The sequence below is a fragment of the Streptomyces sp. NPDC005017 genome, assembly GCF_042873115.1.
Taxonomy (GTDB): Bacteria; Actinomycetota; Actinomycetes; order Streptomycetales; family Streptomycetaceae; genus Streptomyces.
Genome location: NZ_JBIALD010000046.1, coordinates 21,454 through 37,073 on the forward strand (window position 1 = coordinate 21,454; position 15,620 = coordinate 37,073).

At 69.6% G+C, this 15,620-nt stretch carries 9 protein-coding genes and 1 pseudogene; 5 read left to right on the plus strand and 5 right to left on the minus strand.

Translation table 11 applies throughout. From position 1 onward, the window contains the following. Positions 1 to 542 precede the first annotated feature (542 nt). Positions 543 to 839 (plus strand): annotated as a pseudogene (locus tag ACFYR0_RS36885) (transposase); the annotation flags it as partial. Between the two features lie 123 nt (positions 840 to 962). Here ACFYR0_RS36885 and ACFYR0_RS36890 read toward each other — a convergent pair. From ACFYR0_RS36890 to ACFYR0_RS36905, 4 genes are all read right to left on the minus strand, one after another. Next, entirely contained in the window at positions 963 to 3,098 is a 2,136-nt protein-coding gene (locus ACFYR0_RS36890; protein WP_389338458.1) for a PQQ-binding-like beta-propeller repeat protein, read from the minus strand. After that, complete coding sequence (locus ACFYR0_RS36895; RefSeq protein ID WP_389338461.1) at positions 3,095 to 5,284, minus strand: PQQ-binding-like beta-propeller repeat protein; 2,190 nt, start codon at positions 5,282 to 5,284, stop codon at positions 3,095 to 3,097. The genes ACFYR0_RS36890 and ACFYR0_RS36895 overlap by 4 nt, the downstream gene beginning before the upstream one ends. Before the next feature lie 16 nt (positions 5,285 to 5,300). Further along, positions 5,301 to 5,906, minus strand: coding sequence for a hypothetical protein (locus ACFYR0_RS36900; protein ID WP_389338464.1), 606 nt, complete (start codon positions 5,904 to 5,906; stop codon positions 5,301 to 5,303). Between the two features lie 420 nt (positions 5,907 to 6,326). Further along, on the minus strand, positions 6,327 to 9,341 hold the full coding sequence (locus ACFYR0_RS36905; RefSeq protein WP_389338467.1) for a BTAD domain-containing putative transcriptional regulator: 3,015 nt from the start codon (positions 9,339 to 9,341) through the stop codon (positions 6,327 to 6,329). Positions 9,342 to 9,598: 257 nt separating this feature from the next. On the opposite strand from ACFYR0_RS36905, the gene ACFYR0_RS36910 reads away from it, so the two are divergent. The 3 genes from ACFYR0_RS36910 (at position 9,599) to tnpA (ending at position 11,477) form a co-directional block, all read left to right on the plus strand. After that, positions 9,599 to 10,147: a hypothetical protein gene (locus tag ACFYR0_RS36910; RefSeq protein WP_389338470.1), complete on the plus strand. Its 549-nt coding sequence runs from the start codon at positions 9,599 to 9,601 to the stop codon at positions 10,145 to 10,147. Positions 10,148 to 10,371: 224 nt separating this feature from the next. After that, positions 10,372 to 10,746 carry a hypothetical protein gene (locus tag ACFYR0_RS36915; protein WP_389338473.1) on the plus strand — a complete coding sequence of 125 codons (375 nt, stop codon included), beginning with the start codon at positions 10,372 to 10,374 and terminating at the stop codon, positions 10,744 to 10,746. A gap of 305 nt (positions 10,747 to 11,051) precedes the next feature. Continuing rightward, positions 11,052 to 11,477 (plus strand): IS200/IS605 family transposase, encoded by a 426-nt coding sequence (tnpA, locus tag ACFYR0_RS36920; protein ID WP_389338485.1) that lies wholly within the window; start codon positions 11,052 to 11,054, stop codon positions 11,475 to 11,477. Positions 11,478 to 11,829: 352 nt separating this feature from the next. On the opposite strand, the gene ACFYR0_RS36925 is transcribed toward tnpA, so the two are convergent. After that, positions 11,830 to 13,260: an endo-1,4-beta-xylanase gene (locus ACFYR0_RS36925; RefSeq protein ID WP_389338476.1), complete on the minus strand. Its 1,431-nt coding sequence runs from the start codon at positions 13,258 to 13,260 to the stop codon at positions 11,830 to 11,832. A 717-nt stretch (positions 13,261 to 13,977) separates the two neighbouring features. Between ACFYR0_RS36925 and ACFYR0_RS36930 the strand changes: the two genes are divergently transcribed. Continuing rightward, positions 13,978 to 15,444 carry a non-reducing end alpha-L-arabinofuranosidase family hydrolase gene (locus ACFYR0_RS36930; RefSeq protein ID WP_389338479.1) on the plus strand — a complete coding sequence of 489 codons (1,467 nt, stop codon included), beginning with the start codon at positions 13,978 to 13,980 and terminating at the stop codon, positions 15,442 to 15,444. The last annotated feature ends 176 nt before the right edge of the window (positions 15,445 to 15,620 follow it).

Here is a 15,620-nt window from a genome sequence, read left to right on the forward strand (position 1 = left end):
ACCGGGTGACCGTGGCCACCGCCCGAGTTGAGGCTGCCCGACAGCATCTGCACGAGGCGCAGGCCCGCAAGCGGGAGCGGATCGCGGAGGTTCGCGAGCAGCTCCGGCTGGCCGAAGCCCGCCGGGGTCCCAAGCCGAACCTCGGCCTGTTCAGCTTCGACGAGACCAAGGGCAAAGAGGTCTCGCGCGCCCGGCAGCGACTGGCCAGGGCGGAGCAGACCCTGACCGCCGCAGAGGCCGCGGCCGCTGAGAAGGACCTGCCGACGAAACGAGGCCGTGGCGGCAGCAAGGAGCCGCACAGCGTCCGTCGTCAGGTGCGACGCAACGTGACCGACCCGGACAGCAGGCTGATGTCCGCCGCCGACGGCGGGGCAGTCCAGGGATACAACGCCCAGCTCGCCGGTCGCGGGCGACGGACTGGTCCTGGTTCCGGAACTGGTGCAGGACGCCAACGACCTGCACCAGTTCCAGCCGATGAGTACGGCCGCGGTCCAAGCCGCCCTTCTGGTCCACCAGGCTCGTTGCGACGAACAGCTGAACTCACCCAGTACAGCGCGGCCGCCTTCGCCGAGGCCTGCCGCCGGCACGGCATCCGCCGCAGCATGGGCCGGGTCGGCTCGAGCTACGACAACGCCCTCGCCGAGTCGTTCTTCCAGGGCCTCAAGCGCGAGTTGCTCCACGAAAGGCGCTGGGTCTCCAAGGCACAGACCCGGCTCGAGCTGTTCCGCTGGCTGTCGTACTACAACCAGCGCCGTCGGCATTCCGCGCTCGGCTACCTCACACCAGCCGAGTTCGAACAGCAACTGACCACGTCACGTACGCTGACACTCGTCGCGTGAAACCCGGTGTCCACTCCCGGGGATCAACCTCAGCTGTCGCCCCCCACCCCCCACGGCACTCCCAGCCTGGACCTGGTCGGCGCGTCGGCCGGCCAGGGCAGGCCATGAGCACGGTCGGGGACGTCAGAGCTTGGGCAGGGAGAAGCAGAAGATTTTGCCGGACCAGGTGGCATAAAGGTGATCACCCGCAGTTTGCGTCGACCAGGAACCGGAGCCGCCGACGGCCTGATAGTGCCAGACCTGCTCGCCGGTCTCGGTATGGAAGGCGTGCAGACCCTTCCGCCCCGCGGCGAGAAAGAGTCCGCCTAGGGTGCCCAGGAACACCGGGTCGCCGAGGCCCGACCCTGCCCTCCAGCGTTCCGTGCCGGTCTCGGCGTCGATCCCGTGCAGGACCTTCTCGTCCAGGTAGCAGACGGTGGCGCCGGAGCGGGCGTAGCCGCGGTTGCCGCGGGCGGCGGTCCGCACGCTCCACAACGTCTTGCCCGACTCCGGGTCGAAGGCCGTGAGCAGCCCGCGGGTCGAGCCGTTAGCGCCGGTGCCCGGGTAGCAGAACAGGGTTCCCTCGACCAGGCTGAAAGACCTGTCGGATATGAGGATCTCACTGTTCGTCGGCGGGAGTTTCGTGGGTTCGCTCCAGAGCGTCCGGCCGTCACCGGGGTCGAGTGCGAGCAGGTTCATGTCGGCGTCGATGCCGTAGAGCACCTTGCTCCTGTCCGGCGAGTAGAGGGTGACAAGGTCCTTGTCCCATACGCGCCCGCCCGACTCCGGGTCGAGAGCGGTGTATCCCCTGAGCATGGCAGCGGGGTTCGTCCTGGAAGGGCTGCCCCAGGCGATCAGGGTGCCGGCCCGGGTGGTGCCGACGACCGCGAGGCCCTCCTTCACGTCGGAGGTCGTCCAGCGCACTTCTCCGCTCGGCGCCTCCAGGCAGTGGATACGTCCACCGTCACTCATCGCCGCGATCAGCTCTCCGTCCGCGAACTCCAGCCGGGGCGCGCTGTCCCCGCCCGGTGCCGAGTCCCATAGCTTCCGTCCGGACCGGCCGTCGAACGCGTGCACTTTCCCGTCGGTGCGTACCGTGTAGACGTGTTTGTCGTCGGCGAGGGTGTCGGTGTTCTGGCTGTCGAGGTCCTTCCACAGGAGTTTGCCGGTGGCTCGGTCGACACAGACCCCCGACGTCTGCTTGGTGCACAGCAGCGTCGACCGGGTCACCGCTGCCAGGGACATGCCCGGCCGGGGAAGGTCGCGGATCCAGTCGAGTTCGGGGGTGGGACCGGTGCCTTCGTCGCCCGGTCGGAGGAACCAGGCGCCGCCGGCCGCCGCGGCCACGGCGAGCACCCCGCCGCCGATGAGCAACCGGCGGCGGCCGAGCAGCGGGGAACGCACGACGTTCTGCAGGGTGCGCTCGTCCTCGGTCACCCGCAGTCCGACGGCGCCGAGCCAGCCCGCTGTGGTCTCCGGGCGCAGCCAGGACTGCAGGTGACCGACGGTGGGACGCCGGGCGGGGTCCTTGTCGAGGCATGCGGTGACGATGCCGAGCAGGCCGTGCGGGACACCGTTCAGCTGCGGCTCCTCGTAGGCGGCCCGGTAGAGCAGGGCATGGACCGCGCCGGTGCCGAAGGGCGGGATGCCGGTGGCGGCGAGGGCGAGCACGGCGCCGAAGGCGAACACGTCGCTGGCAGAGGTGAGTTCGGCTCCTCGTGATTGCTCGGGCGACATAAAACCGGGTGAGCCGGCGACCTGGCCCTCGGCGGTGAGTACGGTGCCGTCGACGGCCCGGCTGATGCCGAAGTCGATCACTCGGGGGCCGTCGAGGGTGAGCAGGATGTTGGACGGCTTGAGGTCGCGGTGGATGAGCCCCGCGCGGTGGATCGCGGCCAGCGCCTCGGCCAGGCCGCCGCCGAGCACCCGCAAGGTGGCCTCTGGCATGGGCCCATGGGCGTCCAGGGCGTCGGCGAGCGAGGGACCCGGGATGTAGGCGGTGGCCAGCCAGGGCTGCGGCCCTTCGGGGTCGGCGTCGACGACCGATGCGGTGAAGGCGCCGGAGACCGCGCGGGCGGCGTCCACCTCGGCCCTGAAGCGCCGACGGAAGTCCGGGTCGGCGGCCAGTTCGGCACGCACCACCTTGACGGCCACCGCACGGCCGCTGCGTGACGTGGCGAGGTGGACGCGGCCCATGCCGCCCGCGCCGAGTTCCCGGATCACCCGGTACGGCCCTATGTATGTGGGGGCGGCGGCAGTCTGCTGGGGCGGCGTGGTCAAGGGGTCTCGCTCCGGAATGCGTGGAGGGTGGTCTCGGACGCGGCGAAGAGGGTGTCGCCGGAGGTCTGCAGCTGCCAGGTGTTCCTGCCTCTGGCTTCACTGCCGGAGGGCTGGTGCGCCCAGAGCAGCTCGCCGTCAGAGGCGCGCAGGACGACGAACCCCGGGACCTCACCCGTGGCGTACGTGGCGACGGCCACCACGGACGGAGAGACCGTGGGGCCCTGGTCTCCCGCGCCGCCGGCAGGGGACAGATTCAGCGGACTCGCCCTGTGCCACACCTGCTCGCCGCTGCGCATGTCCAAGGCGAAGACGGTGTCCTGCGGGTCGTGGACGTAGGCCCGCTCGCCGCGGACCGTGGCCGGGCTGATATTGGTCGTCTCGTTGACGGCGGTCCACAGCTTCCCGCCGCCGGAGGCGCTGAACGCCTGCACCTTGACGCTGACGACGAGCAGCGCCGTCCCGTCGGTGGCCAGCTGCGGATAGGCACCGGGTTCGACGACGTCCCGCACCTTCCACCGCTCGGTGCCGGTACGCAGGCCGAGTCCCCTGAGCGTGCCGTTGTCCTGCAGGTAGCAGAGGCGACCGTCGGTGTGGGCCTGGAAATCGCTGCCGCGGACCGTGCGCGACCACAGCACCTTGCCCGAGGTGAGATCGACCGCGCGCACCCCGTAGCCGGCGTCGCCGCCGGTGCCGAGGACGGCGACCGGTCCGGCGACGCACAGGACCTTGTCGACGAAGTCGGCGTCGCGGCCGTCGGCGCCGTACCTGGTGACCGCGTAGGAGAACTTCTGCCTGCCTGTGGCGTCGACACCGAACAAGTAGCCGTGCTCCCCGGTCCAGCCTTCGGCGTACAGCACGGACCCCTGAACGCCGATCCACTTCGGATCGCCCACGACGTCGGACGGCGGACGGAGTGAACCCATCCAGCGTTCCTCGCCGGTCGCGGTGTCGTAGGCGGTCGCGTGAGCCGTGTCCCAGTGCACCAGAGTGTCGCCGACAAGACGCAGCTGTCCGTTCTCCAACTTCTTCAGCGTGGTCGACCACTGTGGCCTCGGACCCGCTGGAACCGTGGGCTCGGGCCGTGCCGTGGCGCCCGTGCCGACGCCGGACCGCACCGGGTCCTTGCCGGGCTGCCACCGCCCTCTGATCAGCGCCACGGCTCCTGCGGCCGCGGCGACTCCGGTCCCTGCCGCGGTGATCCACAGGAATCCACGGCGGCTCGGCCCCTTCGGTACGGCCGTGCCGGGCGAGGTGAGGGGCGTGGCGGGCATGGGTGGTGCGGCCACCAGGGCGGCGGCGTGTGCCGCCCGCCGCGCGAGGTCCTGCCGCAGGCCCGCGGTCAGCAGCGCGGCCGGGTCGGCGGCACCGAGCGCGGCCAGCACCGACTCGGCGGGCGGCCTGCGGGCGGGGTCCTTGTCCAGGCATGCTCCGATCAGCAAACTCAACGCCGCAGGCACGCCGTCCAGTCGAGGCCGATGGTGGACGGCCCGGTAGAGGATCTCGGCCGTACCTCCGGCGCCGAAGGGACCCCGGCCGGTGGCCGCGAAGGTCAGGACACAGCCCAGGGAGAAAATGTCGGCCGCCGGTCCGGCCTCGCGGCTCGACACGATCTGCTCGGGCGCCATGAACCCGGGCGTTCCCATCACCGCCCCCGTCCGGGTCACCTGGGTCGCGTCCACCGCCCGGCTGATGCCGAAGTCGATGACCCGGGGCCCGTCCTCGGCGACGAGTACGTTGCCGGGTTTGAGGTCGCGGTGCACGATCCCGGCGGCATGAATGGCCAGCAGCGCCTCCGCCAGGCCCGTGCCGAGGGCCCGCAGGGCGGCCGCCTCGGGCAGTACACCGAAGCCGCGCACGACCTCGTGCAGCGACGGTGCGGGGACATAGGCCGTGGCCAGCCAGGGTTGCGGGGCGTCGGCGTCCGCGTCGAGGACCGGTGGGGTGTAGAACCCGCTGACCCTGCGGGCAGAGTCGGCTTCGCGCCGGAAACGCCCACGGAAGTTCGGAGTCTCGGCGTACTCGGGCCGGATCACCTTCAGGGCCACCAGACGCGATCCCGGTGACCTGGCCAGGAAGACCCTCCCCATGCCGCCTTCGCCCAGGAGGTGGAAGACCTCGTAAGGGCCGATACGGGAGGATCTCTGCTGCTGGGGGACCTGTCTGTGCGGCTGGATAAATGTGTGCACGTCGTCGCCGCGGTGGTCAGCTCAGGGAGCCGAGAACATCACGGGCGGCGGCGATGGCGGCCTCCTCGGCCTGCCGCTGGGTCGTGGTGGAGTCCTTCCGGCTGAACGTGTAATCCGCGGTGACCGTGGCGTTGCCCTCGCGGACGATCGCCTGGGCGGAGGCGAGGCCCCCGTCCGTGTCTCCGCCGTAGACCATGAACGCCTCCTCGCCCAGCCCGCTGACAGGCCGCGAGTCGATCACCTTGTACAGCTCCCCCCGGCCCTTGAGGGCGACCTTCTTCTCCGTGGCGTACGTCTCCTTCGCTGCGGGCATGACAACGACGTGCGCGTCCAGACTCAGAAACGGACTGTCATAGCCCTGGCTCTCCCACCTCGGTGACCTGGTGATCATCGTCGCCAGATCCGCGTCGTCCATCAGCCCGGGCGTGCACTCGGTTCCGGGCGCGATCCTCTCGATGGTGGACGCCTTGATCAGCTCGCACCCCTTGGGCACCTTGGTGAACGCCTTGCCCGGCTCCTCCGGCTCGGCGGCGCCGCCCGGGACGCCCGGCAGTCTGCCTGCGGCGGCGTCGTTGTCGTCGCCGCCTGACGTGGCGATGGTCACGCCCGCGACCACGGCCACGGCCAAAGCCGCGGCGCCAGCGATCAGCCACTTTCGCGAACCGCTGCCACGCGGAGCCTCACCCGGTCCGCCCGCCGGAACCGGCTGGGACCAGGGCGAGACCGAGGGAGGGGCCTGACCCGGCATCGGAGGCGGCATCTGACCCGAGCCCTGTGCCGCGGGCCCCCAGGCCGGTGTGGCCTGCCCGAGCGGCTGGGTGGGACGGCTCTCGCCGAAAGCCTGCCGGGGATCCACCTGCGGGGTCTCACTCACGTGACAGCCCTCTCTCCTCGTTCGGTTCACGTCTGCGGGGCCGGCTCGGACCCGCCCCGCGCGCCGAACTCTTTCGCGAGGCGATGCAAAGCCGATGAAATCCCGCTGAAGCGAGAACCGGCCGAACTCTCCGGGCCGGCCGCGGTGTGAACCGAGGTGAAAGCTGCCTCAGATACCTTCCTCCGGCGGGAAGCCGATGCCGCTGAGCCCGTCGCGTGCCTCTTCGACCTGTCGTGGATGGTCACCGGCTCCGGGCAGGGAAAGGGCGGTCTGGAATTCCTGCCGGGCCTCCGCACTGAGACCCGCCGCCGCGTAAGTGCTGCCAAGGCGGATGCGGACCGCCATCTCCAGTCCCGCGCTGGTGTGCTGGGTGAGCGTGGCGAGCGCCTGGTGGTGGGCGTCCACCGCGGCGTGATGGCTGCCCTGGATGTGTTCCACGGTCGCGAGGCGCGAGAGGCTCGCGGCGCGCAGCGGCAGGTCCTCGGCCTCGCTCGCCAACTCCGCCGCCCGCCGCAGCAGGTCCTTGGCCTCCGGGTACCGGCCGACGGCCAGGTGAGTGTCGGCGGAGAAGCACAGTGTGTTGCTGATCGCCCTGGGCCGGCCGTTCTTCTCGGCGATGGTCAGGGCGGACGAGTTGAGCTCGAATGCCTGCTCGTGCCGCCCCTGCTGGGAGTGGATCGCGCCGAGGCTGCAGACCGCTATCCCGGTCAGCCAGTCGTCGCCGAGCCGGGCTGCCAGCTCCACCGCCTCGTTCAGATGAGCGATCGCGTCCTCGATGCGGCCCAGCATCCACTCGGCGACGCCCATGCCGGCGCTCGCCCGGGCCCGTTCCCGCAGATCGTCAGGGCCGCAGCCGTGCTGCACCGCTTCGGTGAACCAGGTGTGCGCTTGCTGGAGCCGGCCCTGATAGAGGTCGATCATTCCCATGCAGTTGCGCAGCGCGGAGCGCATCCGCCGGTCGGTGACCAGGTCCGCGCAGGGCAGCGCGATCTCCAGTGCTGCCCGGCACTCGTGGTACTGGCCCTGGTGGACCAGATGGTCGATCAGGGCCTCGGCGATCCAGCAGGCGTGGTCGAACTGGCCGGCGGCGGCCGCGTGAGCGACCACGTCGACCAGTTCTCCGCCCGCCGCAGTCAGCCATGCCGAGGCTTCCCGCCCGTCGCGGAAGGGGAGGCAGGGGATGTCAGGGCCGGTAGGGAAGGCCTCGGGACCCTGGTCGCCGGCGATGCGGCCCGCAGCTGTGTAGAGACTCAGTACGGCGGCGCGGTCGGCGGCGGCCTGCTCGGGCGCTTCGGTGGCGAGGCGCCACGCGTGTGCCCGGACGAGGTCGTGCAGCCGGTAACGACCCGGATGCGGCTGCTGCAGCAGACTCGCGTCGACCAGGTCCTCCAGAAGATCCCCGGCGTCCTCAGGGGAACCACCCAGCACGGCGGCGAGGGTGAGCTGGTCGAAGCGGGCCGTCGGAGCCACGCCCAAGGCACGGAAGGCGCGGCGCAGCTCGGAGGTGAGCTGGTCGTACGACAGTCGGAAGGCGGCCTCCACGCTGCGGTCCTCGGCCCGCAGTTCGCCGAGGCTGCGCGAGCCGTCCGACATCCGGCCGGCGAGAAAGGCGAGCGTCCAGGACGGGCGATTCTGGAGCCGGGCGCCCGCGATGCGCAGCGCCAGGGGAAGTCCGCCGCACCGCCGGGCGAGTTCGAGAGCCGCCTGGGGTTCGCGGTCCGCACGGGACTTCCCGAGGAGTTCGCGGAGCAGTCCGACCGCCTCGCCGGCGCCCAGCGGCTCCACGGTGAGCCGTAGATCGGTGTCGAGGCCGGCCAGCCGCTGTCGGCCCGCCACCAGGACCCGGCTCCCCGGGCCGGCGGGCAGGAGCGGGCGTACCTGCTCGGAGCTGCGGGCGTCGTCGACGACGAGCAGCAGCCGCAGTGCGCTCGTCGCCGCGCGCCAGGCCGTGACCAGTTCCCCCAGGTCGTCCAGGTCGTCAGGCACTTCGTCACCGCCGTCGTGGACCGCACGCAGCAGGCGGCGTAGTGCGCGCCGCGTGTCGCCGCCTTCGTGGAGGGCGCTGTGCGTGTGGAGGTCCACGTACAGGCAACCGTCGGGGTAGGCATCGGCGAGCGTCCAGGCGGCGCGTACCACCAGGGCCGTCTTGCCGACCCCCGCCGTGCCGTCGACCGTGACCACGGACACGGCCCCTGGGGCCATGGGGGCGGTGAGCAGGGCGAGTTCCCGCTCGCGGCCGACCAGGCAGGCGCTGTCGCCCGGGAGGTCGTTTCGGCGGGGGCGGGGGGCGCCGGTATGACCGGACTTGTTGGAGAGACGAGGCGCGGGAGCCGATTTCTCGGGCCGACTGCCCTTGGGAGCGGCGGGGACGTCGGCCGCCCGCTGCTGTGCCGGCCGGCCGAGGAGGAGGCGGTCGTCCCGGCGCAGTACGGCCTGGTGCACAGTGCGCAGTTCCTCGCCGGGCTCCACACCCAGGTCGTCGCGCAGGCGGCGGCGCATGTCCTGGTGGACGGCCAGCGCCTCGGCCTGTCGGCCGCTGCCGTACAGGGCCCGCATCCGCAGTGCGGCGAGCGGCTCGTCGTGAGGCTGGAGCAGGGGCGCGGCCATGAGTTCGTCCAGCGCTTCCTGGTAGCGGCCGAGCAGCATCAGGCACTCCACCCGGTCCTGGTGCAGCATGCGCCGCTGCCGGGCCAGGCGTTCTCGCTCGCTGTCGGCGAGGGGACCCGGAAGACCCGGCAGCGGTTCCCCACGGAACAGCCCCAGCGCCCGGCTTCCGTGCTCCAGTGCGGCGTCGAGGTCGGCGGAGGCCCTCGCTCGCTGGGTGCGGGAGATCTCCGCGGCGAGAGCCGCGAGGTCGGTGCGCGCTCCGTCGGGTACGAACCGGTAACCACCGCGCCCACTGTGGATCACCGACCGGCGGGCCCCGGCGGCAGGCGCTTCGTCGAGCGCCTTGCGCAGCGCGTAGGCGTAGCTCGGCAGGACCCGGCGGCCCGTGGCCGGGAGATCATTTCCCCAGACATCGGCGAGGAGTTGCTCATACGTCACGAAGCTCGGCGCACGCAGGATCAGAGCGGTGAGAACCGCCTGCCGTCGCACCGGGCCGAGCGCAAGCGGCGCATCACCGCGACGGGCCCGGACCGGCCCGAGCAGGTCGATCCGCAGGTCCCCGCTTCCATCGGTCACGCTCCCGCCGGATTCCTTGGAATCCATGCCCATGGCCAAGCCCCCGTGTCCCCGTACGACCAGTGCCTGCTCGGTCTCTCGAAACCTTGGTTCATGAAGATTTCATCGACCTTGCAGCGCCTCACGAAAGAGTCTGCCCGGTTGCGTCAGGTGCTGCCGCCGAACCCGACGCAGAGCGAGCGACCCGTCGGCGTGATATCCGCCACGCGGGCCTGCAGTCGACCGGCCGACACGTCAAGGAAAGAGGAAATTCCGTAATGTCTCACGCCAACCCCACACCCGCCGCAGGGCCCACCCGCCGCGCCGGACGATGGGAACGCTACCGAATCACCCACCCCTTCTCGCCCAAGGATCAGGCGGCCCTGTGGGGGGCGATCGTGGGCGTCGTGGCACTTGCCGTACTGCTCGGCTGGGCACTCGACATGAAGGGCGGTGCGGTCATCGTCGCGGCAACTCCCTTCATCGTCTCCCGGTTCGAGAACCGACGCACTGCGTTCCAGTTCGACGCCGTCGGCGTCCGGTTCGGCGACACGCAGCTGCCGTGGGCCGACGTCACGCAGTTCGTCGTGGCCACACCGCCGGCCGGCCCGCACACGCTCATCGGTGCGAGGCTGCGCCCCGGTGCGACGTTGCCGACGGGAATGAACGTCCCGTCCCAGCGCGCCGACATGCCCGCACCGGTCCATGTGCCCGTCCCGCGTTCCAAGTTCGACCTGGCGAAAATGGTCGGCAAGGCACGCAAGTACGCCCCACCGCACATCCAGATCGTGATTGCCGAGCCGTCGGGCGAACGCATGGCGACCTGATTGTTCCGGCCGTTGGGGCGGCTGAAGAACCTGTTCGGGCAATTCTTCGACACGAGCCCGCGCGACGCCGTGGCGGACAGCCTCGACCGCGTGCGCGATCGTGTTTGCACGATCCCGCCCCGCTCGGCGGCCTCGCGTCGCGCGGACCGACCCCACTGACCCTGTGCGGAGGTCAGGCCGGTTGCAGACATTGCAAGCCCTCCCCTCTCTTGAGGAGACGGATCGTGCGTGCCCTGACCGCCAGTCGATGTGCAGCCGCTTTCATCAGCCTGGGGACCCTGCTCAATTTGCTTGTGCGTGGTGTGGACAGCGCCTTCGTCGTCCCCGATGCCCTGGTGGGTGCCGTGCTTGCGATAGGGGCGGTCTTGCCTGCCGGCCTGGCGGGCCGGGTGCTGACGATTGAGTTCGGGGCGGCGGCCGGTGTGTTCACCGTGGCCACCGCCGAGCACGTCGTCCACGAGGAGTCCGCTATCGGCTCTCTGACCTTCGCACTGATCTGTGCGGCGATGGCGGGGCTGCTCGTCCGGCGTGCTGAGCTGCCCTCACAGTGTCCGCCCCCTGAACCGAGGGCAGCAGAAACCCACGCCAGGCCGGAATGAACTCCCCCGGCCTCGCCTGCCCGCGACGTCCCCGGTCTGCGTCGCCGCGGCTGGCTCGGGGCGGCCGGTGAGTGCGTACAGCTCCAGGGGTGTTCCTCCACCCACGCACAGCACCCGTGGTGGTCTCGTGTTCGTGTGTGCCCTGGTGCGTGTCGCCGTGTCCGTCGAGCGTGCGCAGCACGAGAGGACCACCATGGCCTTCTCGGCGAAGTGCACAGGGTACTCGCCGTACAGTGCGCGCGGGGTGCTCGGCCTGCGGTATCAGCTTCACCTGCACGGCGAGTTTCACGGGCGTGATCGTATCAATGCTCTATGTCACCACGCTGGGAGCCAACCCCGACATCCGCAGGGGTAGAACAGTCGTCCACACCCTCCACGCGCACTTGGTCTTCACACCCAGGTACCGGCGCGGCCCGTTCACCGACGAGATCCTCCGGCGCTGCGAGGAGGTCATGCGTGACGTGTGCACGGACTTCGACGCCGAGCTGGTGGAGTTCAACGGCGGGCGTGATCACGTCCACCTGCTGGTGAGCTACCCGCCCAAGGTCGCCATCTCGCGGCTGGTCGGCTCTCTCAAGGGCGTCTCCGCCCGCAGGCTCCGCCAGGAGTTCCCGGACCATATCCGTAAGTACCTGTGGGGTGAGCACTTCTGGTCGCCTTCGTACTTCGCCGCCTCGTGCGGCGGAGCACCGTTGGAGATCATCAAGGAGTACATCGAGAACCAGAAGTGACCTGGCTGAGGGCAACGGTGCAGGCCCGTGGGTCCCCGCGGGTCAGAGCGATCCGGAGAAGCGCTTCCTCCCGGGCGTGAACGCCCGGGGTTCCGCGCTAGATCAGGCTGAAGCGCTGTGGCAGGCAAGACTCCGCCCGGCACCGCCCGGCTCGGACACGACACGCGCTGGAGGAACTGGTCTAGCGGTCAGCCGACGGCGATGGCGGTGGAAGGCTCGCGCACTCCTGCAGTGCGCACTTTCGCGGAACCGTACGTCGTGACGCGCCCACCGGGTCGTCCCCCCTCGCGCGGGTCGCCGCGGCCACGGCGGCGACCCACGCGATCACCAGCGATGTCCTGTGCGGACCCGGTCAGGCGCGGGTCCAGCGTTGGTTGTTGCCGTTCGAGCAGGAGTAGAGCTGGACCAGGGTGCCGTTGGCGGTGCCGCCGCCGACGGCGTCGAGGCAGAGGCCGGACTGGACGTCGACAACGGATCCGTCGGAGTTGAGGCGCCACTTCTGGTTGTCGCCGCCCCAGCAGCTGTAGATCTGGACCTTGGCGCCGTTGCCGGTGCCGGCGGCGTCCAGGCACTTGTTGCCGTAGACCCTGAGCTCACCGGCGTCGGTATACGTCCACTGCTGGTTGGTGCCGTTGTGGCAGTCCCACAGCTGGACCTGGGTACCGTCGGCGGTACTGCTGCTGGGCACGTCCAGGCAGCGGCCCGACCCAACGCCCTTGATAGTTCCGCCGTTCGCGGGCGGTGTGGTGGAGCCGCCGTTGAGCGCGTTGAGGACGGCGGTGTAGGCAGGTTTCTTGCTGCCGTCGTTGTTGAACAGCAGCGGCGTGTGCTCCGATCGCCAGGAGTCGCTGTCGCGCACACCCCAGACGGTGACGCCGAGGCATCGGGAAACGGCCAGGCAGTCGTTGACCACGCTGGCATAGGTCGAGGCCGGAGCACCCTGAACGTCGAGTTCGGTGACGGCCACGTCGACGCCGAGGGCGGCGAAGTTCTGCAGGGTGGTGCGGAAGTTGCTGTTGTAGGGGCTGCCGCTGTTGAAGTGTGACTGGAAGCCGACGCAGTCGATCGGCACGCCGCGCTGCTTGAAGTCCCGCACCATGGCGTACATGGCCTGGGTCTTGGCCCAGGTCCAGTCCTCGACGTTGTAGTCGTTGTAGCAGAGCTTGGCAGACGGGTCAGCGGCGCGCGCGGTGCGGAAGGCGACCTCGATCCAGTCGTTGCCGGTGCGCTGCAGGTTGGAGTCGCGCCGGGCTCCCGAACTTCCGTCGGCAAAAGCCTCGTTCACGACGTCCCACTGGGTGATCTTGCCCTTGTAGTGGCTCATCACGCCGTTGATGTGGTCGATCAGCGCCTGGCGCAGCGCGCTGCCGTTGAGGCTCTGCATCCAGCCGGGCTGCTGGGAGTGCCAGGCCAGGGTGTGACCGCGCACACTTTTGCCGTTCTGTACCGCCCAGTTGTAGACGCGGTCGGCGGCGGTGAAGTTGAACTGGCCCCGCTGCGGTTGGGTGGCGTCGATCTTCATCTCGTTCTCGGCTGTCACCGAATTGAACTCACGGGCCGCGATCGTCGCGTACGTCGAGTCGCTCAGCCTGTTCGCGGCGATGGCGACACCGAAGTAGCGGCCGCTCTGCGCCGCCGCGGCGCCGAGCGTGTTCTCGGCGGCCTGGGCGGGCGGCGGCGTGACCAGTGCGGCGACCACACCCAGGGCGCCGGCGACCAGCATCAGCAGCAGAACGCGGATCTTTTGCCGGACAACGGGTTCGGGAAGGGCATATGAGCCCACGGCTGTGCCTCCAAGGTAGGAATAACGGGATTACCGGGCACCGCGGTAATAGAGGACCCGGGAGGATCTCAACCGGTGCGGACGGACCCGGTCGGCCGCCGAGTGACGTGGGCGGGGCGGCAGCGGTCTTCCGACACAGGCACAGGGGTACTCCATCGCGGCTCAGCCGGGAGGCCGTCACGCGGCGCCGCATCCCTCTCCGACTGCGCGAAGAGCCGGGATGCCTCGGCGCGAGCCTCACCGGGACGAAAAGCGGGGTGGCGCAGACTCGTTGGCGCAACGGATCCGTCGGGCGGCCGTGCGCGGCTCTGCAGTGCGCCACAGTCTGCCCAGGACCCGCGTTGTTCGATATCTCGCTCTACGGTCGGTTTACCAGTCAGATGATTGAGGGTTGACGGTGACTCGTCAATCCTTGTGGCAAATAAATTTCCGATTCTCCCTCGAAACTTTCGGAGCCCTGCCAAGACGCACGAACCTGGACCGGTGAGCAGTCCATCGCGATTCACCTGGGATTATCCAGTCGACCCAAGGGCTCTTCGCACCCTGAGGAGAAACCGCCTGCGGAGAGAGCGACGAAGACCTTGACCGGAGGGCCCCGTCTTCCTAGTTTGTGGCGTCACAGACCCGAGATCACTGCGAAACTTTCGAATCCCCCACTCGGCACGGCTGCCGCTCCGCGGTTCATCGGCGGTACGTGACCCCCAAGGAGGCCCTCTGATGCGGTTTCGCCACCCGTCCCCGGTCCACCCAAGGCGCTTACTCGGAGTACTCGCACCCTTGCTGCTGATAGCCACCTTCCTCGGGGCCCAGCCCGCCAAGGCCGCGACCGTAGACCCCAACGCCTCGTACGTGCTGGTCAACCGCAACAGCGGCAAAGCCCTGGACGTCTACAACATGGCGACCAACGACGGCGCCCGCATCACACAGTGGACCAGGAACGACCAGCACCAGCAGCAGTGGCAGTTCGTCGATTCCGGAGACGGTTACTACCGCATCAAGTCCCGCCACTCGAGCAAGGTACTGGACGTCTACAACTGGTCCACCGCGAACGGCGGTTCAATCGTTCAGTGGACCGACCTGAACGGCACCAACCAGCAGTGGCGGCTGGCCGACAGCTCGGACGGCTACGTGAGGCTCATCTCGCGCCACAGCAACAGGGCCCTCGAAGTACAGGGCGCCTCCACCGCCGACAACGCGAACATCGTCCAGTACGACGACTGGGGCGGCACCAACCAGCAGTGGCAGCTCGTCAGGGTCGGCGCCGACACTCCCGGCTCGTGTGATCTCCCGTCGACCTACCGTTGGACGTCGACGGGCGCGCTGACGCAACCCAAGCAGGGGTGGGCCTCACTCAAGGACTTCACCGTCGCCCCCTACAACGGCAGACAACTCGTCTACGCCACCACGCACGACACGGGGACGAGGTGGGGCTCGATGAACTTCAGCCTGTTCACCAACTGGTCGGAGATGGCATCGGCCAGCCAGAACACGATGTACAACTCGACCGTCGCACCCACTCTCCTCTACTTCGCACCGAAGAACATCTGGGTGCTCGCCTACCAGTGGGGCGGGACCGCCTTCTCCTACCGGACGTCGAGCGACCCCACCAACCCGAATGGCTGGTCGTCCGAGCAGGTGCTCTTCTCCGGCAGCATCTCCGGCTCCGGAACGGGGCCCATCGACCAGACGGTCATCGGTGACGGCACGAGCATGTACCTGTTCTTCGCCGGCGACAACGGCAAGATCTACCGGGCCAGCATGCCGATCGGGAACTTCCCGGGCAGCTTCGGCTCGACCTCGACAGTGGTCATGAGCGATACGACGAACAACCTGTTCGAAGCCCCGCAGGTCTACAAACTTCAAGGCCAGAACCGCTACCTCATGATTGTCGAGGCGATCGGCTCGCAGGGCCGGTACTTCCGCTCGTTCACGGCCACCAGTCTGAACGGCTCCTGGACACCTCAGACCGCGACCGAGAGCAATCCCTTCGCCGGTAAAGCCAACAGTGGCGCCACCTGGACCAACGACATCAGCCACGGCGAGCTGATCCGCACCAGCCCCGATCAGACCATGACCGTCGATCCCTGCAATCTGCAGTTGCTCTACCAGGGGCGCAGCCCCGGCTCCGGCGGTGACTACGGGCTTCTGCCCTACCGTCCGGCTCTGCTTACCCTCCAGCGCTGACGGCAGGACACGGGACCGGCTCGAAGGGGGAGCCCAGGTGGCGGGGCCGGCGGGCCCCCCGGCCCCCCCCCCCCCCCCCCCCACCGCCCCCGGGCCCGCCCCCCCCCCCCCCCCCCAGCAACTGAAGCACGTGGACCACCACCCCGACCACGCCCCGGGCCACCCCCCCCCCAGGA